A 22,561-nucleotide genomic window follows, 5' to 3' on the forward strand; every position below is an offset into this window, starting at 1 on the left:
GACAACACGGCGAGGAACGAGCCGATGTTGACTTATCGTAGGAGGAGGTGCGAAGTCTGCTAGCCGATAGGCGCTGGAGCTAGACAACAAAAGGCTTTGTTCAAAATTTTAAAGCTAAAAAATCCTATGCTTTCTTACTCTTTGAACAAAAAAGCATCCCGGTTAATTGAATGGCCGGGATGCAGTATGATAAGCCTCTCTTTTTTTGATGGCAGCGGCAATCTGGCTTCCATGAAAGCGTCCGTTTTCAATAAATATTTCATTTGCGTTATTGCCTGCCGCGATGACTCCTGCAATAAATAAATCGGGGATGTTCGTTTCCATTGTCTCAGGATCAAATTCAGGCCTGCCGGTCACTTCATCCACTTGCACGCCCATTGCCCTTATAAAAGAGTGATCAGGATGATATCCGGTCATGGCAAACACAAAATCATTCGGAATTTCGCTTTTCCCCTTATCTGTAACATAAATGATGCTGGTTTCGGTAATCTCTTTCACTTCGGCATTAAACAGCATCGTAATTTCCCCGTCTCTTGCCAATGCCTCAAAGTCCGGAAGCACCCATGGCTTGATGCTGGAAGAATATTCGTTTCCCCGGTATAGCACCGTCACTCTTGCTCCTGCTTTTTGAAGTTCGAGCGCCGCGTCGATCGCTGAATTTTTCCCGCCGATGACAGCTACATCCGTGTCAAAATAAGGATGGGCCTCCTTGAAATAATGGGAAACTTTATCGAGATTTTCCCCCTTGATCCCCATCATGTTTGGATTTTCATAATATCCTGTTGCAATGATGACATATCGCGCTTCAAACTCGTTCCGATCAGTTGTAACCTCAAAAAACCCATCACGCTTTTTAACGGATTCCACCATCTCAAACCTGTTAATTCTTAAATCTTTTCTTTTGGCCACCTCGCGGTAATAGGTAAGGGCTTCATTCCGCTTTGGCTTCCGGTTGACTGTCAAAAACGGGACATCGCCTATTTCCAGTTTTTCACTCGTACTAAAGAAAGTTTGGTGAGTCGGATAACGGTAGATGGCATTTACAATATTTCCTTTTTCAATGATTAAGGGGTTTTTGCCGATTTGTTTCAATGCAATGGCTGCAGAAAGACCGCACGGCCCTCCGCCGACTATGATACATTCCTCTTGCTGCATGGACACCGACTCTCCTATCTTACAATTACTAAAAAAATCTCCTTTCTTTCATGATAGGAGATTTCGACTTTCTGTGCAAAAATTAAGTTTTAAAAATGGCTGCGTATTAATGGAAACGCCTCTTTATCTATGATTTTGACTCCATAATCCTCCAAATACGCTTCCGACAGACCGGCCTTTTCACCATATTCGCTGCAAAGGCTCTCGATTGTTTCACTCAACCCGCAGACACCGTCAATTTTTAAATAATAACTGTCTCCAAACGCAAACAAAGAACTGCTGTCACAACTTTTATTTAATGATGCAACCCTTTTTACAAACAAAATGATATCGTCAAACTCTTCAAATCTATATAAAAGTCCCAGACTGCTTTTTGATTTCGGCAGCTCATCCTTTGCCGGGGACGGCGAATTCTGCCAAGGTTCTTCCTCTTCCAATGTCAAAATTAAAACGAGCTCCCTCGATGTAAGGGAAAAAATCTCGATGGAGACGGCCCCAAAGTCATTGAGTTCATAAATCCGGCTTGCTTCGTCTAACATTTCATCAAATAAAACATCCCATACAAAAGAGTCCCTCAGCAGTTCGTCTTGCAAAAAGCCCTTTTTCGTCAACTCTTCAAATGTAATCGAATATTTGATTTTATTTGATGATATTCTCTCCAGCTTCATTTGACCCCGCCTCCCAAGGATACTGTTATCCTCATACTATGAAGGAGGCGCCGGATGGTTCATGTCGTGGAGGCTGAACCCTCATCCTTTTTTGACGGTGAGCAGATGTGTTTCAGCGGGAGCGCCAAGCCTAAGCGGCAGCAAGGAGGTTCCGTACCCGTTGCTTACTAACAATGTTGTCCATGGATATTTCTTGATTCCGCCTTTTTCATACGGGCCCAATCCGAACATGCGAATTTGCCCGCCGTGTGTGTGCCCGCTTAGAATAAGGGAAACGTTGTCCGATTCAGCCACTTTTTCTGCAAGCACGGGACTGTGGCACAATACGATTCTGAACGCGGACTTTTTTATTGAATAGAGTATAGCCTGCATTGATTCGATTGTATCTCCATAGTCAGTACCAATCAATACAATTTGATTATCAAATGCCGGCAAAAAAACAGATTTGTTTTTCAAAACAGTCACATCAAACTCACGAAACAATTCACCAAGCTTTTGTATATCAACTTCGTAATCATTGTTTCCCCAAATAAAGTAAACCGGTGCAATCTCAATCAGTTTTTTTAAATTCTCCCTGACCCGTGAAAAAGGAACACCTTTTTCAGTCAAATCTCCCCCGATGATAACAACATCCGCTTTTCCTTTTGCCTTAAAAATGATACTGTCATGAATGCTCCTTCGATGAATATCCGAAATGAAGAATATGGTCAAATCATCAATCCCGGCAGGATATTCACCAAAAGCCAATACATCCTCCCGGACGGTATCCGCAAAAGCCTTACAGACCATCATTAAAATAAGAAGTGCTGTTCCAACAAGCGCTGCCGCCAGTAAAATTCCTATCATGCCATCACCTTGGTTTTTCAACTTTCCCGCGCAGGTAGTGCAAATGTTATCCGGTCCCCATCTTAACATATGAACACATTAAAAAAACAGCCTTGCCCCTCATAAAAGAATATATGGAAGCCAACCCCAATATAGTATTAATGATGACACATAAAAGGAGGAGTTTGTGTGCCCACACATCATAAGACATACCAGCCGTATATCAGCCCTTTTGATCCATGCCCGCCGATAGCGGTTAAATCCTATTCCACCCCTCCCCATCTTTATTTAGGATTCCAGCCGCCAAACCTGCCTCAATTTCCGCCCAGGGAAGCGTTGAAAAACGGTACATTGTGGAAGGTGTTTTATGATCCATATTACAGCCCTTATGAAAGAGCAAAGGAGGGTTCAGACTAATGAGGCAAATGCCTCCTGAATATTACAGACAGCTGGAAGAGCTTCAGGTAATGGATTTTGTTATTGTAGAGCTGACGCTCTACCTGGATACACATCCAGGCGATATGGAGGCCGTCCGGCAATACAATGAGTATGTAAAGAAAAGAAAAGCATTTGTTAAGCAATTTGAAAAAGAATTTGGGCCGCTCACCAGCTTCGGGTACAGTTATTCCAAATATCCATGGGAATGGAAAGAAGCGCCATGGCCGTGGCAAGTCTGAGATAAGAAAAGCGCAAGGCGCGCAGCCTTAGGCGACAAGCACAAGACGAATTGCGAGGAGGCAGCTTTTCGGCCACCACAGCAATTCGGCTTGATCCTTGCGCCGATGGCGCCTGGAGCTGGACATTATGTAATCTTTGTTTGAAGAAAAAATATGGAATTTTATAGTACGCTCAACAACAAAAAAGAAAACCATAATTCAAGGAGGTCCTCCCCCTTATGTGGGTATATGAAAAAAAATTGCAGTATCCAGTCCGTGTAAGCCAATGTAATCCAATGCTGGCAAAATTTTTAATTGAGCAGTATGGAGGCGCAGATGGTGAATTGGCTGCGGCTCTGCGTTATTTGAACCAACGCTATTCGATTCCTGATTCAGTGATCGGGCTCTTAACGGATATCGGCACGGAGGAGCTTGCGCATTTGGAGATGATCGCCACGATGGTTTACAAGCTGACAAAGGATGCCACTCCCGAACAAATGAAGGAAGCGGGGCTTGGAGCCCATTATGCCGACCATGATAAAGCGTTATTTTATCATAATGCCGCCGGAGCTCCTTTTACGGCTACGTATATTCAGGCAAAAGGCGATCCTATTACTGATTTATATGAGGATATAGCCGCTGAGGAAAAGGCGCGTGCCACGTACCAGTGGATTATTAATATGAGCGATGATCCGGATTTGAATGACGGCTTGCGTTTTTTGAGGGAGCGGGAAATCATTCACTCCCAGCGTTTCCGGGAAGCAGTGGAAATTTTAAAAGAAGAACGGGACAGGAAAAAGATCTTTTAAGCTTTATAATCAAGGTGACTGTCGTCAATGACAGTCACCTTCGTTTCGTCAAGTAAAGCACTTGAACATTTGCAGGAGGCTTTAACCATCAGTATTGATGCCATGAAAGCAAACCCCGCCGCAAAAAAACATGTCGGAGAACTTTGGGAAAGTTTTCTTAGTACATTTTTCAGCCAGATCAGGGAAAAAGGAAAAGAAAGCAAGATCAACTAATTAAATTTGATTTCCTTTTCAAATATAAGAAAGAATTAAGCAGATTTTTTCATCTTGAAGTAATCTCCGGCAACGCCTCTTCTAAATCATCCGCTGAGGTCTGGTTCAGCCTTGGCGCAAGTATTAGGGCCATTGCCAATAATCCGACACATAGCCATAAGGCAGCCGATATTCCACCCAAATTGTCTGCCAGCAATCCTCCAAGACCGGGACCAAGCATCTGTCCCCCGGCAAAATAGATGGTCACATACCCCAAAGCGATTGGCGCATATGATTGGTGGATTTGTTCTGTAGACAGTGCCTGGATAAGGGAAAGCATGCCCACAAAAGTAAAGCCCCAAAGCGTTTGGCTGATGATGAAACTTGAAAAGGCCGGAATCAATATGGGAATCAATATCGATACTCCCCCAAGGAAAATAGTCATACACAAAGACAGCTTCCTTCCAATTTTATCGGAGATGGCTCCCCATACCGGACCGCTGAATATGCTCATGATCCCCCCTAAAGCCATAATCGTCCCTGCGCTGCTTTCATTTACACCAGCCTCCAGTATGTAGCTGAAAAAGAAACTTTGCGGTATTAGGTAGGCAAAACCGACCAACCCGTAAATGGCGGCGACCAGCAATACGCCTTTATGAAAATAAACTTCCTTAAATAAAGAGGCGCGCTGTGTTCCCGTTTGGCGCAAAGGTACAGGCGGATCCTTTAATACTCTGACAGCAATAAAAGTGGTTATGACGGAAACAGCACCAAAAAGAAGCCAAAGATATCGCCAGCCGTCATTGGCAAACCACAAATTAAAGTTTGGTGCCAGCATACTTGCGACAAGGGTTCCCAGCCCCATCCCGCTTAACAGAAGGCCGATCATCAACCCCCTGTTATCCGGAAACCATCCTACAACAATATTTACAAGCGGCGTATAGCCGAAAGCGGTACCGACACCGAGTATGACCATTCCAATAAGAGAAGCGGCATAGCTGTCTGCATTAAATAAAATGAAGCAGCCCCCGGCAAGAAGCAAAAGACTGATGGCCACAAGCGGCTTGGATCCCCATTTGGACGCCATGATTCCAACAAGCAATACCATGACAAGATAACCGATTGCAGTGGAAGTACCCAGCATCCCTGCCTGCTGATAGGAAAGGTGGAGACTGTCCCTCATATAGGGCATCAAAATCCCATATGCCATCCTGCCAAATCCTGAAATGCATATCGTGACCATCATGCTGACTATAGCGTAAATCAACATTCTTTTCCGCTGTTCCATTCCCCCACCCCGCCGGAAAATAAATAATACTGTTCTATCAAAAAATTTAGAACAATGGTGTACTCAATTGTATCAAAAAGATCATTGTTTGAAAAAACAAAAACAAAAAAATGCCCCAAAACCATTAAGGCAGGTTAAGAGGCTGCATTTTATTACTATTCAAATCTCTACTTTAATAATTTTATAAACTCACGCATAAAACCTGGTAAATCAGGCCATGCGTGACCGGAAACAAGATTTTCGTGTGTATGGAGAGGTTCTTCGATATAAGTGGCTCCACATGCGGATACGTCAGGCCTGCATGCAGTATAAGCCGTAAATTCACGGCCCTTCATCACATCCGGGACGATGGCCAGCACCTGCGCTGCATGGCAAATTGCGCCTACCGGTTTATTTTCCTCAAAGAAGTGGCGAAGGATACCCGGCATTGATTCATCAAGGCGGATATATTCCGGCGCACGTCCGCCCGGAATGATCAGTCCATCATATTCGGAAGGATCAATATCGGCAAATGCAGCATGAGAATCAATACCATAGGCAGGCTTTTCAACATATGTTTCCATCCCTTCTACAAAATCATGGCTTACTGTTTGCAGTTTCTTGACTGAAGGAGAGGCGATGGTTACATCAAACCCCTCTTCCAGACAACGATAGTAAGGATAAAATATTTCTAGTGCTTCTACTGCATCCCCAGTCACAATCAAGATTTTTCTGCTCACACTTATTACCCCCAATCAATTTTGATTACTTCATAATATTCGACTAATTTTCCCAATTTCCTGCCATACGAGATAAAATCCAAGGACGTATAACGTACTTATTAATCCTAAAAATCCGGTTAGCATATAATCATGAAATAGCCTTATATTATTCCAATCCCACAGGATTCCTTCCTGGGCCATTTCACTTGCTTTCGTAATATAAATTGATATCGTACTTTTTTTTCATTTCATCAAACACACGGTGGCGGCTGGGCCAGTGTTCTTCGTTCCAAATATCTTGGCTTTTTTCGATAATTTCACATCTTAAATCATGAAATTCCGTTTCGGCTTTCTCTTTTTTCTCGAAATAAAATTTTAAAGCCCCGAACAGCAGCACCGCCATTAAAAAAAGCAAAATCAGATGGTTTGTCCCAAGCAATGCCGTAATACTGTTCATGATGGAGTATCCATTTGGAACGATGACGAGCGTGTAGCAGATAAATAACAGGGTCAGACAATATAGTATAAAAAAAGACAGAATAAAGAAATGTGTATTTTTATAATGGTCATATTTCATTTTTTTCTCAATCAAGTGCTGGATCATTCTTTTTGTTGCTTCGTCCACCTGTTCATCAAGCGTAAGCATAATTTTGTCCATGCCATGCCCTCCATTAGAAAAGCGCAAGCGCCTGTCCATCGACGTACAGACTGGAGTGCCTTCGACGAGATAAAGGAAACACGGCGACGAAGGAGCCGATGTTGACTTATCGTAGGAGAAGGCGCGAAGTCTGCTAGTCGATAGGCGCTGGAGCTAGACATATCACAGTTTTGTCTAATTTTTAGGATTACAAAAAGCCTCTCATCCTAATCGTATGAGGGGCCGGTCCATTTTATGAAATTATTTAGGGCAGCGGTATTTTCAATGTTTGGCCTACGCTGATTTCGTTGCCTGCCAAACCGTTTGCCTGCCGGATCTTTTCAACGCCTTCCTGGGAATTATAATATTTCATCGCAATCCGGAAAAGGTTTTCCCCCTGTTGGACCGTATGATAGGTGACTTTTTCTCCAGGATTATCTTCATTTTGTTCGTCCTGCTTTTCTGCAGGCGGCTCTTCAGTTTCCGCAGTCTTCTCTTCGCTTTTTACAGGATCCTCTTTTTTGGCTTCGCCTTTCTTATCTTCTTTGTCCGATTCATCAGCTGATTTTTCTGCTTCCTTCTCTTTTTTGTCTTTCGTTTCAGGCTCCGGTTCATTCACCGGATCTTCTGTTTCAAAGGACACTTCCTCGCCTGAACCCCCGCTGACAGGATTCGCGTTTGAGCGGTCACCGCTGTTGATGATGGACAGGATGCCGATCGGGAGCATCAGTAAAATCAGCAAAAGAACAAGCGGTATGGACACTTTCATTTTCTTTTTATTCCCGGGCTTTCTCTTTTTACCGTGATATTCAGCTCTTGAAGGGAGCGCATCTTTTCCTGCAACGCGTTCGTTTTCTTTATGGTCTTTTTGCCAATCGCCGCTATTTTGATTCATTTCCATCTTTAATCCCCTCTTTACAAATCCTTTCGGAAAGAACCGAATTTTATATATATCCCCAACAAACAGTCTATGGTAAAATGCATGGCAATAACGGGCCATAACAGCTGACCGGCCATTTCGTACACGATGCCAATCCAGAAACTCAGTATAATGACGTTCACCATTAAATACCAATGTGTCCAGTACCGTAAATGTATGACGGCAAATAAGATGCTTGCAGCCACAAGTCCGATCGACGTTTGCACGATCCCCCGAAACAGCAGCTCCTCGGTAAATGCAACAACGAGCGCAACAAGGGGGATTTGCCAAAAAGGCATCGCTTTAAATATTTTATTATTGATTCCGCCATCATCATAATATCTTTCCGGCAATAAATTCATCAACATGATGTCGATACCTGCAACTGCCGCCCCGTTAACGACTCCCCAGAAAACCCACCTGGAATCAAATTTGAACCTCGCTAAAATTTCAGCCATGTCTAAAAATATTGCTCCTGCTATAAGGGAAACGATCAGCAAAATCAATTGGGTCAGGTACAAATGGGCTGTAATTTCCCGATGGGTCATCTGCTTGATAAGATTTGCCTGTCTGCTTTGTCTCATATACAATCACTCTTTTTTTAAAAACCGTCAATCCATCATATGTATGGTAATGCCATCCATTTTATTACCTGTCATATTTTTTTATAAATTGTACGGAGCGGCATTGGGGAAAAATAGCATCATGCCGTTTTCTCTTTGATTTTATCATGAATCGGTTGTTTCGACTATGTTCTCTATGATCTTCCGATAAATAAAATAGTTCGACAATGTTGAAATGTTGTTTCTGGAGGATTAATATATGTATAGAAATAAATCTTTTTCGATTGCATGTTTTTAAACAGCATTGACATAGATAAGTGATGGGAGGATGAAAAGTGGCCAAGTTTACTATGGTCGACCAAGATACGTGCATTGCCTGCGGTGCTTGCGGAGCGGCGGCTCCTGATATATATGACTATGATGATGAAGGATTGGCATATGTCGTCCTTGATGACAACAAAGGAATTGCGGAAGTGCCCGATATTTTGGAAGATGATATGATGGATGCTTTTGAGGGCTGCCCGACCGAATCCATAAAGGTCGCCGACGAACCATTTGACGGAGATCCATTGAAATTCGAATAGATTTTAAAGAGGGAGCGATCGCTCCCTCTTCTCTTTACATTGCAATGTCAGATTCTTTCGCCAGCCGCTGTTTTTTTGCTTTTTTAAAATGAAATAGCTCATATACCACAGGAATGATGACCAATGTCAGCAAAGTGGCAACCGATAATCCGCCAATCACAACAACCGCCAGACCTTTGGAAACGAGGCTTCCCATCTCCTCCTTGCCCATCAAAAGCGGAATCATGGCAAAGATGGTGGCCAAAGCTGTCATGATGATCGGACGGAACCTTGTAGCTCCGGCCTCAAGCAAAGCTTCTCGAATCGGCATCGTCTTTTCGTTCTGCCTTACCCGGTCAAGTAAGACAATGGCATTTGTAACAACAATCCCAATCAACATAAGCGCCCCGATCATAGCTCCGATATCAATTGGTGTCCGGGAAACAAGCAGTCCAAGAATAGCTCCAATCAAGGCCAATGGCAATGTGAACAAAATGACAAGCGGTGCCCGGAGCGTTTTAAATGTCAGGACCATGATCAAGTAGACAAGACCGATGGAGACAGCCATCAATTGGAATAATTCCATAAATTGTTCCGACTGCGCACTCGCTGCTCCTCCATATTCCAATGAAATGCCATCAGGCAAAGACAATTTTCCAGCCTTCATATTGACCTCGCTTGCTATTTTAGACAGGTTTTTCGGATCTGCCTCCACGCTGACGCGAACATATTCCTTGCCGTCTTTACGAAGAACACTTGTCGGCTTCTCCGCTCTCTCGATTTTTGCAATGGATGAAAGCTTCACCGGCTTTTCACCAGTCATCACAGAAATATCCTTTAGCTCTTTCTCTGATTTGGGATGGATGGAGCTGTCAAGCATAACCGGCGTATCCTTGCCCTCCACCTTGATCATGCCGATTGGAAATGGATTAAGCAGCATCTGTACTTGCCCGGCCACTTCCTCTGTGTTTGCTTTCTTTTGATTAATATTAATATCATAGACTGTTTTAAGCTCATTTTGATTGCTTGTCACTTTTTCTACTCCATCGATTCCTTTCACTTCATCCATCACTTGCTTGGATGCTTCGATTAATTTGCTGGCGTCGTTGCCGACAACATCCAACGTGATGGTTGAATCACTGAAATTCACCATGGATACCATCATGATGTCGAAATCCGCTTCAGGGTATTTCTCTTTTTGCTTTTCAATTTTTTTCATCACTTTTTCTGTACTGGCGTCTTCTTTCATCACTACGTGGAAACTCCCCTGGTTTTGCGAATTGACCTGGCTGAATTGGGCATCTTCAGGGTTCGATCCAAGAAATGTGATGACCTCTTTCACTTCGGGTTGCTCCGTCAAAAAGGACTCGAATTCAAAAGCTTCATCTTTTACTTTTGAAAAAGGCACAGCATCCGGGTAGACAACACTTATTGAAACATCATTGTCAGAAGCATCCGCAGCTCCCTTTGGCATGACAGCGTACATGCCAACAGCTCCGATAAAGATAAAGAGTGAAAGTAAAAGCGGTACCCATTTATGCCTTAAGGACCAATCCAATATTTTCATATACCGTTTCGGTTTTTTATACACAGGCATTTTTCCCTGTTTCAGCATACGTGAGCTCATAAGCGGAACAACAACCAATGCAACAAGGAGTGAGGATAGAAGCGCATATGTAATTGTCAGCGCAAATGGAAGCAATAATTCCTCAAGTGACTTCACAAGTCCCATTGGCAAAAACACAGCAACCGTTGTCAAGGTTGATGAGGTGATGGCTGCTGCCACTTCCTTTGTTGAGCCTACTATCACTTCTTTCGAAAAATTACCGTTTTGGACTTTTCGGAATATGTTCTCTATCACAACAATACTGTCATCGACAAGCCGGCCCACGGCAACGGCAACAGCCCCAATAGTTAAAATGTTCAATGTAATGCCTGATTGTGAAAGCAGAAATAATGTCAACCCAAGAGACAGCGGAATGCTTACTATAGTGATGAGCGTCATCCTGATATGCCGTAAAAAGACGAAAATCACAATTGTGGCGAATAAAGCCCCGAGCAGTACTGCCTGCATCATGCTGTCTACAGAATTTGTGATAAATTCTGAAAACGAAACGAGCATAGATGCTTCTATAAGCGGACCAAATTCCTTATTCACTTTTTCCATAGTCTGGTTCACTTTTTTACCGACCGAAACTGCATTGGCATTCGACTCTTTATGGAGAAGTAAAGCCACTGCTTCCTCCCCATTCACCCGGGTAAAAAATGTTTCACTGGAGTCGCTGATACTTACCTTTGCAATATCCTTTAGCCGAGTCTCCGCTGCAATCTGCATGTTCTCAAGTTCTTTTATCCCTTCTATCTGGCCAATCACTTTAAGATTGGCTTTTCTGTCACCAACTGTTTCTTCGCCCACTGCTACTGCCAAATTTTTCCCTTGAAGAAGCCCCATCAATGCTTGAATAGGGATGTTAAAATCAGACATTTTTTTCTGGTCAAGCGTGATGTTCACCTGTGTTTGCTGTTTTCCATAAACAAGCACATCCGATACTCCTGAGAGTCCCTGAAACATTGGTATAATCTCATTTTCAACTTTTTCCATCTCATCTCGATTGGCACCTTTTGGAAAGGAAAGACCGACTTGCCATAAAGGAATCATATCTATGTTCAATTGTGAGACGATTGGTTTGGAATATCCCTCCGGAAGTTCAACGCCTGTTAATGCCTCCTGAACCTGGGTTTTGGCTTCTTTCATATCCATTGAAGGATCGAGTGTAATATCGATGGATGAATACCCATCCGCAGATGTGGAAAAAACATCTTTTTTACCTTTGACTGAACCAACGGCTTTCTCAATCGGCTTTGTAACCTGTTCAGCCATGGTATCTGCATCCGTCCCTTGCCCCATGACAATGACTGTTACTGCAGGATTATTTGCAGCAGGCAAAAATTCCTTTGGCAATGTAAAATAACTGAGAGTTCCGAGCCCTAAAGTCAAAACAATCAGCAAAATGACAGCTGCCCTGTTTCTCAATGCCCAATTTGTAAACCAGATCATTCATTTCCCCCCAAAAAGTATAATACCCAACAACATCAGTATAGTTTATTTATTGATTGATCATATAGACTTAAGTCGTAATTTTTCTTACTACTTTGTATTTAGTAAGATTAAAAATAAGAGCCAGCAATGAAAAGCTTCATTGCTGGCTCTCTCAGTTATATATTCCGGTAAACCACTTGCTTGTCAATCCAGTTGCGCATGCGGCTGTATACCAATAGAAATACCATTGCTACAATCAGCCCTTTGATGATGTTAAATGGGAGGATTGCCGCTACAACCAGCTGGCGGAGATCCGAAGTGGACATCGGGTCCCATCCAAGCAAAAGTATATAAGCAGGCAGGATGGCCACATAGTTCAGCACACTCATGAAAACTGCCATAAATATCGTTCCGAAGATTAACGATACGGCTAATCCCCATTTCATTTTCAACTTTTTGAATACATAATAAGTTGGTAAAACGAACATGATCCCTGCCAGGAAGTTCGCAAAATTTCCAACCGGAATTCCCGCTTCGCTGCCAATCATTAAATAATCAATGATATTTTTAATCAGTTCCACCAAGATAGCGGCAAGCGGACCAAACATCAACGCAGCGATCAATGCAGGAATATCGCTGAAGTCCACTGTCAGATAGGCCGGAAACGGCGGGATTGGGAATTTAATGAGCATCAGTACAAAAGATAGGCTGCTCAGCATCCCGATTGCTACAAATGACCTCGTATTGAATTTTCTCAAAATCCTCTCTCCTTTGAGATTCATCCCATGTCGAAGAAAGGTTAGCCAAAATCGCTGCCTAAAATGAAAAATCCCTCAAAGTTCCAAACTTTTGAGGGAGAATTAAGGCATGTTCGAATAAACGTTCAAATTCCTGCATTTTGAACGTACGGCGGCTACCTTCATCTTCTCCCATCCAGACTATACTGTCGGCTTTGGAATTGCACCAAATCCTGCCTTTACCAGGCTCGCGGGCTCAGAAACCTGTTGTCTCATTACCGCCGGTCGGGAATTTCACCACGCCCCGAAGATGAATCGTATATGTTGTTTGGATTTATTATACAACAAGAGTCCTGATTTGTGAAGATATATGTCAAAAACCTTTTTGTTTTACGCATTTGGCATTTGGCTTATATATAAAAGCTGCACTTGATGACCAAATGCAGCTCCTTCCATTTTACGGTATGTTACGCATGAAACAAGATTAGACGCCAATCTTCTGCATTATTCTTCATTTTCTATTTGGGAGAAAAAGGGTAAAAGTTGTTCCTTCCCCAAGCTTGCTTGCCACTGTCAACTGGCCTTGATGCGCATTGACAATGTTTTTGGCAATGGCCAGCCCAAGCCCCGTACCGGCCCTTCCTCTCGTTCGAGCCTTGTCCGCTTTGTAAAAGCGTTCAAAAACAAATGGCAGATCCTCCTCTGGTATCCCAGTTCCATCATCTTCAACCGATATCGTGATTCCGCCTTTTACAACGGACTGGGTAACTGTTATTTTGCCATTTTCATGAGTATATCTTATTGCATTATCTATCAGATTCGTTAACACCTGCTCAATTTTGTCCGGATCAAGCGAAAAAATGATATCTTCTTTTTCAATATGGCTTTTCAGCTCAATATTATTGTCACGTGCGATTGTTTGAAATTTAGAGGTGATCCTATCGACAAATGCACCGACATCCACTTCTTCGAAATTCAGAGTGATATGGCCCGCTTCCATTCTTGCCAAATCAAGCAGTTCATTGACGAGGCGCCCAATCCTCAGTGATTCGTCATAAATGATTTTAATGATTTCCTGCTTTTCCTCTTCGGATCCTGCAATATCATCTATGATTGCCTCACTGTACCCCTGAAGCATCGCGATAGGGGTGCGAAGTTCATGCGACACATTTGCAACAAAGTCAATTCTTAGTTTATCCAATTGGCGTTCCTCTGTCATGTCCCTTATTACAGCCACTGCCCCGCGGACGCTTTTTTGATCATGCGTATACAGTGGGCTGACAATCACAACATAGTACCGTCCCTGAACCGACAGTTCACCCGTATGTTCTTTTTCATCAGCTACCGCCTGTCCCAAAAGTTCCGCCATTTCAGGTGGAATCGGGCCATTCGCTTCGCTGCCGTCAATAGGCCACTGCTGCAAAAATCTTTCAGCCGGCGGGTTCGTGATCAAAATCGTGCCATCACGGCTGAACGTCATCACTCCATCTGCCATACTGCTTAAAATATTGGTCAGCTGTTCCTTCTCCTGCCTTAAAACGTTCATATTGAATTTCAGGCGTTTACCCATTTGATTAAAAGCGATGGCCAATTCCCCGATTTCATCATGGCTCAGGAACGGAATTCTCGTATCAAAGTTGCCTTTTGACAATTCTAATGCGGCTTCTTTCATTTTACGCAGCGGCGCGGTGATCCTGGTAGATAAGAAGAAAGCGAAAAAGGTCGTCAAAACAATCGCTATTCCGGCAGCCAGCAATATGAGATTAGCTGTCTGCTTCGTTGTTTCTTTCAATACTCCCAACGACTGGTATATGAAAATGGCGCCAGTCTCGTTATCGTTCAGGTGCAGCGGTACACCGGCCACGATGTAGTTTTTAAACCTGCTTCCGGGGTCATGAACATCAGACATCGACAGTTCTTTCTTGATCACTTTCTGTTCAGTGAATACCTTGCCCAATTCTTTATCGTTTAAAAATACGTACGGGGGGATCTTGTTGCTTTCATTTGTGTCGGGAGAATAATGAAACCGCTCTTTATCGTATGCAATAGCAACTGCCATGGGATCGTCCACGATTTCAAAGACAATTTCCTCTCCAAGTCCGTCATTTCGATGAGATTCAATGATCCCCGATATTTTTTCAGCTGTATCTGATAAACTTTGTTCAATTTGGTCTACATGATATTTTTCAAAAAACTGTATCAGTAAAATGGTAAGAATGATTAAAACAAAGGAGACCAGCAGCAGAATGGTCATCCATAGCTTCCCGACAACGCTGCGCCAAAGTCTCATTCATTGCCTGCCTCAAATTTATAACCGACTCCCCAAACAGTGACAATCATTCCTGCTGCTTTTTCCGAGACGCGATTCAACTTCTCACGCAATCTCTTTATGTGAGTGTCCACTGTTCTCAAGTCGCCAAAAAATTCATATTGCCAAACTTCTTTTAATAAATGCTCGCGGTCAAATACCTTGTCAGGTGATTTGGCCAAAAAGTGAAGTAGCTCATATTCTTTCGGCGTCAGATTCACTTCTTTGCCGTCGGCGGTAACTCTATGGGCATCATGGTCGATCGACAAATGCGGATAGACAATAATATCGCGTGCTGTCGGGTCAGTCTGGAGAAAGCTTGTCTGCGAAGATCTTCTCAGCACCGCCTTCACCCTCAAGACAACTTCTCTTGGGCTGAACGGCTTGACAATGTAATCATCAGCCCCCACTTCAAAGCCTTGGACCCTGTTTGCTTCTTCTCCTTTTGCAGTCAGCATGATGATGGGAGTCGCTTTTTCTTCGCGAAGCTCTTTGCAAACTTCAATTCCGTCTTTTTTCGGCATCATTAGATCAAGCAAAATACAGTGATAGTCATTATTCAACGCCATCTCGAGCGCCTCTTCACCATCCGCCGCCTCATCGATTATATAGTTTTCACGTTCAAGATACATTTTTAATAATCTGCGGATGCGGTCTTCATCATCTACAACCAAAATTTTGACTTCTTGTTCCATTTTTCTTTCCCCCTTGCCTTCATCTTAGCGTACTTACTTACTATTGTATAAGAAAAACGCCCACACCTAAAGAGTGAGGGCTTTGAGCACCAAATTCAGCACTTAATCATGCATAGGAATGAAGGCCCGCGATGATCAAGTTGACGAACACCAAGTTGAAAATGATGATTGCAATCCCGACGACTGCAAGCCACGCAGATCTTTCCCCGTGCCATCCCCTTGATAGCCGCAAATGAAGAAATGCGGCATAGAAGAGGAATGTGATCAGTGCCCATACTTCCTTAGGATCCCATCCCCAGAACCTCGTCCAGGCAATCTGTGCCCAAATCATGGCAAAAATGAGACCGCCAAGCGTAAATACCGGGAAGCCAATCAAGACAGACCTGTACCCGATCTCGTCGACAAGATCAAGGTTGACATTTTTGACGAGCGGCTTTAACAGCAGGCTTACCCGTTTCCTGGTGACAAGGCGAATCAGCAGGTAAAGTATTGTGCCGGCAATTACTGTCCATATAACGGTGTTCAATTTCTTTGCGTTAACGATAGCCGGCATGGTTACAAGCGGGTTCATCCGGTCCTTGGTCAGCAGCTCGCCTTCATGCGGGCCCACAAGGGCGGGCATCTGATAATTTGCTTCAGCCGGCCGGCCATTTTTATCCACCCAGGCGAAATCTGCATTATAATGGGCTAAACTGAACGATGTTGAAATAATGATAAAAGCGATAGTCGCGACAACACAGTACATGATCACTTCAAGCCAAAAAGATCTTTTATCCTTTACTGTAGGGTCAACAGATTTTAGCAGATAAATAATGCCGGCCACAAAGCTGATAGACAGAATAGCCTGGCCTGCTGCCGCTGTTGTGACATGAATATGCAGCCAGTCACTTTTCAATGCGGGAATAAGCGGTGTGACTTCCCTGGGAAACATGCTCCCATAAGCGATTAAAAGAAAAGCGGTCGGCAATGCAAACAACCCAAGCACATTCAGCTTATAAATAAAGAATAGGAGAATGAACGCAGCAACAATCATCATCCCGAAAAAAGTTGTAAATTCGAAAAGGTTACTGACAGGTGCATGTCCGGCTGCAATCCACCTTGTAATGAAATAACCAATCTGGGATATGAAGCCGATCATTGTTGCAAAGATTGCGAGCACTCCCCAGCGGTTAACACCCGTCTGCTTTTCCCTCCCCCTTTTATCGCGAATCGCTCCGCTGAAAAGGAAGGTTGCAACAAGATATAAAATAAGTGAAGCATATAGCAAATTGCTGCTTATTTGGACGAGTCCTGTCATCATGTATTCCCACTTTCTTTTCCTTTATTTTCTCCCGTCTGGTCTATGACATCTGGTATAGAAGTATCTTTAATAAGATCAGATATATCTTTTTTCAAACCATGCCAGTTTTTATTCGTATGTCCGGCAATTAAAATTTCGCCGTCTTTGCGCTGAAGCCAGATCCTCCGGTGCATCCAGAACGAGCCTTGAATGACACCTATCATAAAGATGGCGCCACCGACACCCAAAATCCACAGGGTCATGTCTTTTCTGACAGTGAGTGCAGTTGCATTTCTTGTATCAATGCCCTTGAAAGCCATTTTATAATCGGTTTCCCCCAGCGGTTCCACCGTCTGCCTGATGGCTGTAAAGCTGACTTCCCCCTCAGGGTGTTCCGGAGAAATCATGTTAAATACAAAGGCAGGGTTGTTTGGATTTGGTGATTTTGTCTGGGGCTCCCCATTCTCGGCAAAGCCCGAGAAATCCGGATAATAGCCGATCAGTTCTACCTTATATCCATTCCCCAAATCGTAGCTGTCCTTTGGATCAAACAGATCGATCGTCACTTCTCCGTAACCCTTTTCCTGCTTCTTGTTCATAAGGGTAAACGTCATTGATTGAAATTCATCTTCCCTGTAGCTCGTCTGATAAACGGCAAAATGATCGAATTTCAGCGGCTCATTTACACGTATTTTCGCCTTTTTCTTCTCGACAAGATCACTTTCGGATCCAAGGGTCTGTTCGGGATCACGTTTGTAAAGGACTACGTCGGATTGAAATTCTTTCACGACCGGGCCGGCTTTCTCCAGTGCTGAATTGTAGACTTCCTTATCTTTTTCCTTATCGTAAAATTCAACAGTGAATTTTTTGTTTTCCAAAACATATTCGTTGTTGGTCCCGGGGATTGTTTTCGTTTCCCCATCACGGAGCCAAAGCACTTCGTCCACATACATTCCGGGTACAAACCGCAGCATTCCGCCAATCAGGAATATGATCAGCCCGATATGGTTAACGTAGGGACCCCACCTTGAGAACCTTCCTTTTTCGGCAAGGATGCTTCCGTCTTTTTCCCGGATATTATATTTTTTATCCTTAAGGCCTTTTTTGAATTTTTCAATATCCCCATCCGAAATATTTATTTCCTTGCGGTTAAAAAGACGCTGCCTTTTCAAAAAGCCTTCATGCCGATCCACCCGCTGGTTTTTCAATGCCCTGTAAAGAGGAATCACCCTGTCCAGACTGCAAATGACGAGTGAAACTCCAATGGAAGCGATCAGCAGCAGGTACCACCAGGAACTGTATAAATCATGAAAGCCAAGCCAATAATATATTTGGCCGAAAACGCCGTACTCATCAGCATAATATTGTGCCGGATCGGCATTTGGCGGTATGTACATCACCTGGGGGAAAATGGTTCCGAACGCCGAAGCAATGAGTGTGATGACGATCAGCCAAATCCCTACTTTAACCGAGGAAAAAAAGTTCCAGGTTTTGTCGATAAATGTCCTGTTATATGTTTGTGACCGGCGTGCGCTCCCCTCATAACGCATGTCATGGAGATTTTCACGCTTTGCCTCCTCAGTGAGGGCACGGCCGCAAGATTCACACAAGATGGTTCCATGCGGATTTACGTGGCCGCAGACACATTTCACTTCATTCATATATAACTAGCTCCCCTTAGCAGGTTTAATACTCTCCATCATTTCCCTGATCTTTTGCTCTGTCAATTCGCCTTCCTCGACTTTTATAACCTCCCCTTGCGGATTTACCAAGAGGGTGGCAGGCAAGTTGAAGACACCGTACATGTTCATGATATCTTTGTTTTTATCTTTTAAAATCGGAAAATCCAAACCGTGTTTCTCCACAAACTTATTAATTAAAAATTCAGGTTCCCCGACATTTACTGCCAATATTTCAACACCCTGATCTTTGAATTCCTTATATTGGTTGTTCATATAAGGCATTTCCCGTTCACACGGCTTGCACCATGTACCCCAAAAGTTCAGAAATACGCCTTTGCCCTTATAGCTGGACAATTGATGCTTATCCCCATTAAGATCTTCCAGAACAAAATCCGGGGCCCTGTCACCTGCTGAAACTTTTGATCTTGATTCCTTCGTAAAGTTTGCATATAAAGTATAAATGACAGCAGCGGTCATTACTGTTAAAATGACAGTTCTGATGACCAGACGCCGCTTCTTTTTTGCAGCCATTTGAATGAAACAAACCTCCTTGGAGCACAGATATTCGACATACATTATATCACTATAAAAGTTCGGTTCAGGATTTTCATATGAAGGTTATGTGAAAACTGACTAAAAGTCCTATCACCATCATTGCCCTGTTTGGGCAAGAACTTTCAACTTTTTTACCTCATGGGGAGTCAATTCCCTGTATTCTCCTGCATTTAAACCATGAAGATTGAGAAAAGCAAGCTGTTCCCGTTTAAGCTTTAAAACAGGATGTCCTATCGCTTCCAACATTCTCCGGACCTGCCTGTTTCTTCCCTCATGGATGGTAAGCTCCACGATGGCACTGTTCTTTCTTTTGTCCACAGTTTGAAGCTTCACCTTTGCCGGGGCCGTTTTGCCGTCTTCAAGGAGAATTCCTCTTTCCAATTTTTTTAGTGCTTCACGTTCAGGGATCCCTTTTACCTTGGCAACATAGGTTTTCTTGATTTCATGCCGCGGATGCGTCAACAGATGAGTAAATTCGCCGTCATTGGACAATAACAGGAGTCCGGACGTATCATAGTCAAGACGTCCGACAGGATACACTCTTTCGGGAATTTGTGCAAAATAGTCTGTGACAACTTTTCGGTTTTTATCATCTTTTACAGCACTGATAACCCCCCGCGGCTTATAAAATAAAAAGTATTTTTTCTCTTCTTCTACAAGCGGAACGCCATTCACCTCTATTTTATCCGTTACGGCCACTTTCGTACCCAACTCGGTCACAACCTGGCCATTCACTTTCACTTTTCCGTCAGCGATCAGTTTCTCGGCATTTCGGCGCGAGGCTACTCCAGCCTGAGCGATGACCTTTTGCAATCTTTCCATTCTCTCACCTCAAGGATGCGTTTTCTGTATGAATTATTGCACACAAGAATGGAAAATCAAAGAATCTTAGCTTTTGGACAAAATTTTTTTAGGAATACAGATTTTTTAAGCAAAAAAAAACGCCCGACTTATAAGCCGAACATAATGGTTACAATGAGGATTGCTGCCGATATGCCTATGAAGTCCGCAAGCAGGCCGACTTTGATGGCATCTCCCATTTTTTTGATTCCCACTGCCCCAAAATAGACCGTCAAAACATAGAACGTTGTATCGGTGCTTCCCTGTATAGTGGAAGCCATCCGTCCGATCAGAGAGTCCGGTCCGTGTACCGATATGATATCACTCATCAACCCCAAAGCAGCTGTTCCGGAAATCGGCCTTATAAGGGCAAGCGGCACAACTTCTGCAGGCACGCCGATTTGATTCAGGATGGGCTTTGCGAGTCCTATGAAAAAATCCATTGCGCCTGAAGCCCTGAATACGGTGATGGCAACGAGCATTCCAACCAAAAAAGGAATGATGGAAACAGCGATCTTGATGCCCTCTTTACCCCCTTCAACAAAAGACTCATAAGTTGGAACTTTCTTCCATGTTCCGTAAAGCAAAATATAGGCTATGATGACCGGAACAATCCATAGCGAAATAACAGAGATCATTTGCATTGTCATTTATCTCCCTTTTTGGCCCGGCGATAGTAAAAATATCTGTCGAAGATGATAGCACCGGCAGTGGCGCAAATGGTCGCAACCAATGTAGGCCCTACAATGTCTGTCGGACCGGAGGAATTGTAGTTCATCCTGATGGCGATCACGGTTGTCGGTATTAAAGTCAGCCCGGAAGTATTCAATGCAAGGAAAGTAATCATCGACCTGCTTGCTGTAGACTTGCCGCCATTCAATGCCTTCAACTGTTCCATCGCCTTAATTCCAAGCGGAGTGGCAGCATTCCCAAGGCCAAACATATTGGCAATGATATTGGACAAAATATAGCCGACCGCCGGATGATCGCCCGGAACATCCGGAAAAAGTTTCAATATAATAGGCTTGAATAAATTGGATAGTTTTTGAAGCAAACCGGCATCCTGCGCAATCCGCATCATACCAAGCCAAAAAACGAGCACGCTGATCAATCCGATACAAAGCGTTACCGCCTCGTTGGCTGAAGCGAAAATCGCTTCATTCACTTCTTTCATCTTCCCGTTTGCTGCAGCAAAGATGAGCCCGATCACTGTCATTGCAACCCAAATAATATTGATCATGGCAATATGACCCCTGTCCGCCCAAAAAACAGGGCCTTCAGTTTTTTCTTCCACGACACTTTTTCCTGCTTTTCTTCCTCTGTTATATAAACCGGTATTTTGCGGACAGCTTGATCCTGTAAATAAATGACAGCCCTGCCCACCTCGCCATCTTTCGTTTTTCTCATGTCCTTGGGGGAAAGCAGCCTGTAACGAACGCGTACATCCTGGTATTCTTCTTTCATCAAGGGATAATACACCGGATCCTCTATAAATAACGTCCTTTTTCCTTTAAACGGCTGCACATCCTTCAATGGGCCTTCAGGCAAAATTTTCATCATTTTAAAATGGCCAAAACCGTACTCATACATGAATATATGGTCATTCCAGTCATCAGAGGCATTCAGTGTGACTGCAATCATATCCTTGTCCTTTTTCGAGGCTGTTGTGACAAGCGTCCTGCCGGCCCTTTTCGTATATCCGGTTTTCCCGCCGGTGGCATATTTGTATTTTTCGGTCAGCAGCCTGTTCTTATTTTTCCAATGCTGCGAACGGTCTTCGCGTTCAAAGGAATATACTTTTGTACCGGATATGGTGCGGAATGTTTCGTCATGCATCGCATAGCGCATGAGAAGGGCCATATCATAAGCCGTTGAATAATGCTTTTCACGACCGTCCAATCCAGAAGGATTGGAAAAAACGGTATTCGTCATGCCGATTTCTCTCGCTTTTTGATTCATCATGAAGACAAACCCCTCCATGCTGCCCCCCACATGCTCCGCAATGGCATTTGCTGCATCGTTGCCGGAGCGAAGCATCAACCCGTAAACCAGATCCCTTAATTTAATTTTTTCTCCCGGGACGAGATAGATGGATGAGCCTTCCGCATAAGCCGCTGAGCGGCTGACCTTCACGGTATCGTCCATTTTTCCGGATTCAATGGCGAGTATGGCTGTCATTATTTTTGTAATCGAGGCAATTCTACGGACTTCGTGCGGGTTTTTTTCAAAGAGGACCCTGCCTGTCTTCTGCTCCATCAAAACAGCACTGGAGGCGCTCACTGGCAAATCCGGATCTTCTTTTTGCGAAAAGGCGGAAAGCAATATTGCACTTATGATGATAATGACCAAAAAACCTTTCAAAGACGACATCCTCCCGCCCCTCTCGTACGTTTGTACAAGTCTATGCATCGAACGGGTCGATATGATAAAAAAAACGGAAGCGCCTCGA

24 protein-coding genes and 1 riboswitch are annotated in these 22,561 nt (G+C 43.6%); of the genes, 5 read left to right on the forward strand and 19 right to left on the reverse strand.

Going from position 1 to position 22,561, the window contains the following annotated elements; translation table 11 throughout:
• Positions 1 to 162: 162 nt before the first annotated feature.
• The 3 genes from FS666_RS00005 to FS666_RS00015 form a co-directional block, all read right to left on the reverse strand.
• Complete coding sequence (locus tag FS666_RS00005; protein ID WP_144462924.1) at positions 163 to 1,155, reverse strand: YpdA family putative bacillithiol disulfide reductase; 993 nt, start codon at positions 1,153 to 1,155, stop codon at positions 163 to 165.
• Between the two features lie 89 nt (positions 1,156 to 1,244).
• A complete protein-coding gene (locus FS666_RS00010) occupies positions 1,245 to 1,823 on the reverse strand; it encodes an adaptor protein MecA (protein WP_144462922.1) in 579 nt (192 codons plus the stop codon).
• 81 nt (positions 1,824 to 1,904) lie between these two features.
• The gene (locus tag FS666_RS00015; RefSeq protein WP_244943806.1) at positions 1,905 to 2,669 is read right to left on the reverse strand and encodes a metallophosphoesterase; all 765 of its coding nucleotides are present in this window, start codon (positions 2,667 to 2,669) and stop codon (positions 1,905 to 1,907) included.
• 168 nt (positions 2,670 to 2,837) lie between these two features.
• Here FS666_RS00015 and FS666_RS00020 point away from each other — a divergent pair, with 168 nt between their 5' ends.
• The 4 genes from FS666_RS00020 to FS666_RS00035 all read left to right on the forward strand — a co-directional run bounded on the left by FS666_RS00020 (position 2,838) and on the right by FS666_RS00035 (position 4,326).
• Complete coding sequence (locus FS666_RS00020) at positions 2,838 to 3,065, forward strand: spore coat associated protein CotJA (RefSeq protein ID WP_120068108.1); 228 nt, start codon at positions 2,838 to 2,840, stop codon at positions 3,063 to 3,065.
• The gene (locus FS666_RS00025) at positions 3,065 to 3,325 is read left to right on the forward strand and encodes a spore coat protein CotJB (protein ID WP_120068111.1); all 261 of its coding nucleotides are present in this window, start codon (positions 3,065 to 3,067) and stop codon (positions 3,323 to 3,325) included. Before FS666_RS00020 ends, FS666_RS00025 begins: the two co-directional genes overlap by 1 nt.
• 218 nt (positions 3,326 to 3,543) lie before the next feature.
• The gene (locus FS666_RS00030) at positions 3,544 to 4,113 is read left to right on the forward strand and encodes a manganese catalase family protein (protein ID WP_144462918.1); all 570 of its coding nucleotides are present in this window, start codon (positions 3,544 to 3,546) and stop codon (positions 4,111 to 4,113) included.
• Between the two features lie 27 nt (positions 4,114 to 4,140).
• A complete protein-coding gene (locus FS666_RS00035) occupies positions 4,141 to 4,326 on the forward strand; it encodes a hypothetical protein (protein ID WP_144462916.1) in 186 nt (61 codons plus the stop codon).
• Between the two features lie 49 nt (positions 4,327 to 4,375).
• On the opposite strand, the gene FS666_RS00040 is transcribed toward FS666_RS00035, so the two are convergent.
• The 5 genes from FS666_RS00040 to FS666_RS00060 all read right to left on the reverse strand — a co-directional run bounded on the left by FS666_RS00040 (position 4,376) and on the right by FS666_RS00060 (position 8,434).
• Positions 4,376 to 5,593 (reverse strand): MFS transporter, encoded by a 1,218-nt coding sequence (locus FS666_RS00040; RefSeq protein WP_144462914.1) that lies wholly within the window; start codon positions 5,591 to 5,593, stop codon positions 4,376 to 4,378.
• Positions 5,594 to 5,760: 167 nt separating this feature from the next.
• Entirely contained in the window at positions 5,761 to 6,312 is a 552-nt protein-coding gene (locus FS666_RS00045; RefSeq protein ID WP_120068124.1) for a DJ-1/PfpI family protein, read from the reverse strand.
• 184 nt (positions 6,313 to 6,496) lie between these two features.
• Entirely contained in the window at positions 6,497 to 6,952 is a 456-nt protein-coding gene (locus tag FS666_RS00050) for a DUF2663 family protein (RefSeq protein WP_164876239.1), read from the reverse strand.
• A gap of 244 nt (positions 6,953 to 7,196) precedes the next feature.
• Positions 7,197 to 7,832: a LysM peptidoglycan-binding domain-containing protein gene (locus FS666_RS00055; RefSeq protein ID WP_186306468.1), complete on the reverse strand. Its 636-nt coding sequence runs from the start codon at positions 7,830 to 7,832 to the stop codon at positions 7,197 to 7,199.
• A 14-nt stretch (positions 7,833 to 7,846) separates the two neighbouring features.
• Positions 7,847 to 8,434 (reverse strand): CPBP family intramembrane glutamic endopeptidase, encoded by a 588-nt coding sequence (locus FS666_RS00060; protein ID WP_144462908.1) that lies wholly within the window; start codon positions 8,432 to 8,434, stop codon positions 7,847 to 7,849.
• A gap of 314 nt (positions 8,435 to 8,748) precedes the next feature.
• On the opposite strand from FS666_RS00060, the gene FS666_RS00065 reads away from it, so the two are divergent.
• Entirely contained in the window at positions 8,749 to 8,997 is a 249-nt protein-coding gene (locus FS666_RS00065; RefSeq protein WP_120068136.1) for a ferredoxin, read from the forward strand.
• 34 nt (positions 8,998 to 9,031) lie between these two features.
• On the opposite strand, the gene FS666_RS00070 is transcribed toward FS666_RS00065, so the two are convergent.
• The 11 genes from FS666_RS00070 to FS666_RS00120 form a co-directional block, all read right to left on the reverse strand.
• Complete coding sequence (locus FS666_RS00070) at positions 9,032 to 12,034, reverse strand: efflux RND transporter permease subunit (protein ID WP_120068139.1); 3,003 nt, start codon at positions 12,032 to 12,034, stop codon at positions 9,032 to 9,034.
• A 158-nt stretch (positions 12,035 to 12,192) separates the two neighbouring features.
• Positions 12,193 to 12,774 (reverse strand): ECF transporter S component, encoded by a 582-nt coding sequence (locus tag FS666_RS00075; RefSeq protein ID WP_120068143.1) that lies wholly within the window; start codon positions 12,772 to 12,774, stop codon positions 12,193 to 12,195.
• 159 nt (positions 12,775 to 12,933) lie between these two features.
• Positions 12,934 to 13,069, reverse strand: a riboswitch (FMN riboswitch).
• 195 nt (positions 13,070 to 13,264) lie between these two features.
• Positions 13,265 to 15,043 carry an ATP-binding protein gene (locus FS666_RS00080; protein WP_144462906.1) on the reverse strand — a complete coding sequence of 593 codons (1,779 nt, stop codon included), beginning with the start codon at positions 15,041 to 15,043 and terminating at the stop codon, positions 13,265 to 13,267.
• Positions 15,040 to 15,756 (reverse strand): response regulator transcription factor, encoded by a 717-nt coding sequence (locus tag FS666_RS00085; RefSeq protein WP_120068149.1) that lies wholly within the window; start codon positions 15,754 to 15,756, stop codon positions 15,040 to 15,042. Before FS666_RS00085 ends, FS666_RS00080 begins: the two co-directional genes overlap by 4 nt.
• A gap of 106 nt (positions 15,757 to 15,862) precedes the next feature.
• Positions 15,863 to 17,056, reverse strand: a complete 1,194-nt coding sequence (gene ccsB, locus FS666_RS00090; RefSeq protein WP_120068152.1) for a c-type cytochrome biogenesis protein CcsB — start codon at positions 17,054 to 17,056, stop codon at positions 15,863 to 15,865.
• Positions 17,053 to 18,696, reverse strand: a complete 1,644-nt coding sequence (gene resB, locus FS666_RS00095; protein WP_120068155.1) for a cytochrome c biogenesis protein ResB — start codon at positions 18,694 to 18,696, stop codon at positions 17,053 to 17,055. The genes ccsB and resB overlap by 4 nt, the downstream gene beginning before the upstream one ends.
• Before the next feature lie 6 nt (positions 18,697 to 18,702).
• Entirely contained in the window at positions 18,703 to 19,248 is a 546-nt protein-coding gene (resA, locus tag FS666_RS00100; RefSeq protein WP_120068158.1) for a thiol-disulfide oxidoreductase ResA, read from the reverse strand.
• A gap of 120 nt (positions 19,249 to 19,368) precedes the next feature.
• Complete coding sequence (locus FS666_RS00105) at positions 19,369 to 20,094, reverse strand: pseudouridine synthase (RefSeq protein ID WP_120068161.1); 726 nt, start codon at positions 20,092 to 20,094, stop codon at positions 19,369 to 19,371.
• Positions 20,095 to 20,222: 128 nt separating this feature from the next.
• Positions 20,223 to 20,756, reverse strand: coding sequence for a spore maturation protein (locus FS666_RS00110; protein ID WP_120068164.1), 534 nt, complete (start codon positions 20,754 to 20,756; stop codon positions 20,223 to 20,225).
• Between the two features lie 2 nt (positions 20,757 to 20,758).
• Entirely contained in the window at positions 20,759 to 21,352 is a 594-nt protein-coding gene (locus FS666_RS00115) for a nucleoside recognition domain-containing protein (RefSeq protein ID WP_120068167.1), read from the reverse strand.
• The gene (locus tag FS666_RS00120; protein WP_120068170.1) at positions 21,349 to 22,482 is read right to left on the reverse strand and encodes a D-alanyl-D-alanine carboxypeptidase family protein; all 1,134 of its coding nucleotides are present in this window, start codon (positions 22,480 to 22,482) and stop codon (positions 21,349 to 21,351) included. The genes FS666_RS00115 and FS666_RS00120 overlap by 4 nt, the downstream gene beginning before the upstream one ends.
• Positions 22,483 to 22,561 lie beyond the last annotated feature (79 nt).

The organism is Siminovitchia fortis (assembly GCF_007681465.1).
In the GTDB taxonomy this organism is placed as follows: Bacteria; Bacillota; Bacilli; order Bacillales; family Bacillaceae_C; genus Siminovitchia; species Siminovitchia fortis.

Bases quoted from the DNA above. Each gene is read 5' to 3' on its own strand.
- resB (WP_120068155.1), bottom strand. From the start codon at position 18,696: ATGAATGAAGTGAAATGTGTCTGCGGCCACGTAAATCCGCATGGAACC.
- FS666_RS00080 (WP_144462906.1), bottom strand. From the start codon at position 15,043: ATGAGACTTTGGCGCAGCGTTGTCGGGAAGCTATGGATGACCATTCTG.
- FS666_RS00005 (WP_144462924.1), bottom strand. From the start codon at position 1,155: ATGCAGCAAGAGGAATGTATCATAGTCGGCGGAGGGCCGTGCGGTCTT.
- FS666_RS00055 (WP_186306468.1), bottom strand. From the start codon at position 7,832: ATGGAAATGAATCAAAATAGCGGCGATTGGCAAAAAGACCATAAAGAA.
- FS666_RS00010 (WP_144462922.1), bottom strand. From the start codon at position 1,823: ATGAAGCTGGAGAGAATATCATCAAATAAAATCAAATATTCGATTACA.
- FS666_RS00105 (WP_120068161.1), bottom strand. From the start codon at position 20,094: ATGGAAAGATTGCAAAAGGTCATCGCTCAGGCTGGAGTAGCCTCGCGC.
- FS666_RS00070 (WP_120068139.1), bottom strand. From the start codon at position 12,034: ATGATCTGGTTTACAAATTGGGCATTGAGAAACAGGGCAGCTGTCATT.
- FS666_RS00110 (WP_120068164.1), bottom strand. From the start codon at position 20,756: ATGCAAATGATCTCTGTTATTTCGCTATGGATTGTTCCGGTCATCATA.
- FS666_RS00050 (WP_164876239.1), bottom strand. From the start codon at position 6,952: ATGGACAAAATTATGCTTACGCTTGATGAACAGGTGGACGAAGCAACA.
- FS666_RS00060 (WP_144462908.1), bottom strand. From the start codon at position 8,434: ATGAGACAAAGCAGACAGGCAAATCTTATCAAGCAGATGACCCATCGG.
- FS666_RS00030 (WP_144462918.1), top strand. From the start codon at position 3,544: ATGTGGGTATATGAAAAAAAATTGCAGTATCCAGTCCGTGTAAGCCAA.
- FS666_RS00035 (WP_144462916.1), top strand. From the start codon at position 4,141: ATGACAGTCACCTTCGTTTCGTCAAGTAAAGCACTTGAACATTTGCAG.
- FS666_RS00115 (WP_120068167.1), bottom strand. From the start codon at position 21,352: ATGATCAATATTATTTGGGTTGCAATGACAGTGATCGGGCTCATCTTT.
- FS666_RS00025 (WP_120068111.1), top strand. From the start codon at position 3,065: ATGAGGCAAATGCCTCCTGAATATTACAGACAGCTGGAAGAGCTTCAG.
- FS666_RS00015 (WP_244943806.1), bottom strand. From the start codon at position 2,669: ATGATAGGAATTTTACTGGCGGCAGCGCTTGTTGGAACAGCACTTCTT.
- FS666_RS00040 (WP_144462914.1), bottom strand. From the start codon at position 5,593: ATGGAACAGCGGAAAAGAATGTTGATTTACGCTATAGTCAGCATGATG.
- FS666_RS00085 (WP_120068149.1), bottom strand. From the start codon at position 15,756: ATGGAACAAGAAGTCAAAATTTTGGTTGTAGATGATGAAGACCGCATC.
- ccsB (WP_120068152.1), bottom strand. From the start codon at position 17,056: ATGATGACAGGACTCGTCCAAATAAGCAGCAATTTGCTATATGCTTCA.
- resA (WP_120068158.1), bottom strand. From the start codon at position 19,248: ATGGCTGCAAAAAAGAAGCGGCGTCTGGTCATCAGAACTGTCATTTTA.
- FS666_RS00120 (WP_120068170.1), bottom strand. From the start codon at position 22,482: ATGTCGTCTTTGAAAGGTTTTTTGGTCATTATCATCATAAGTGCAATA.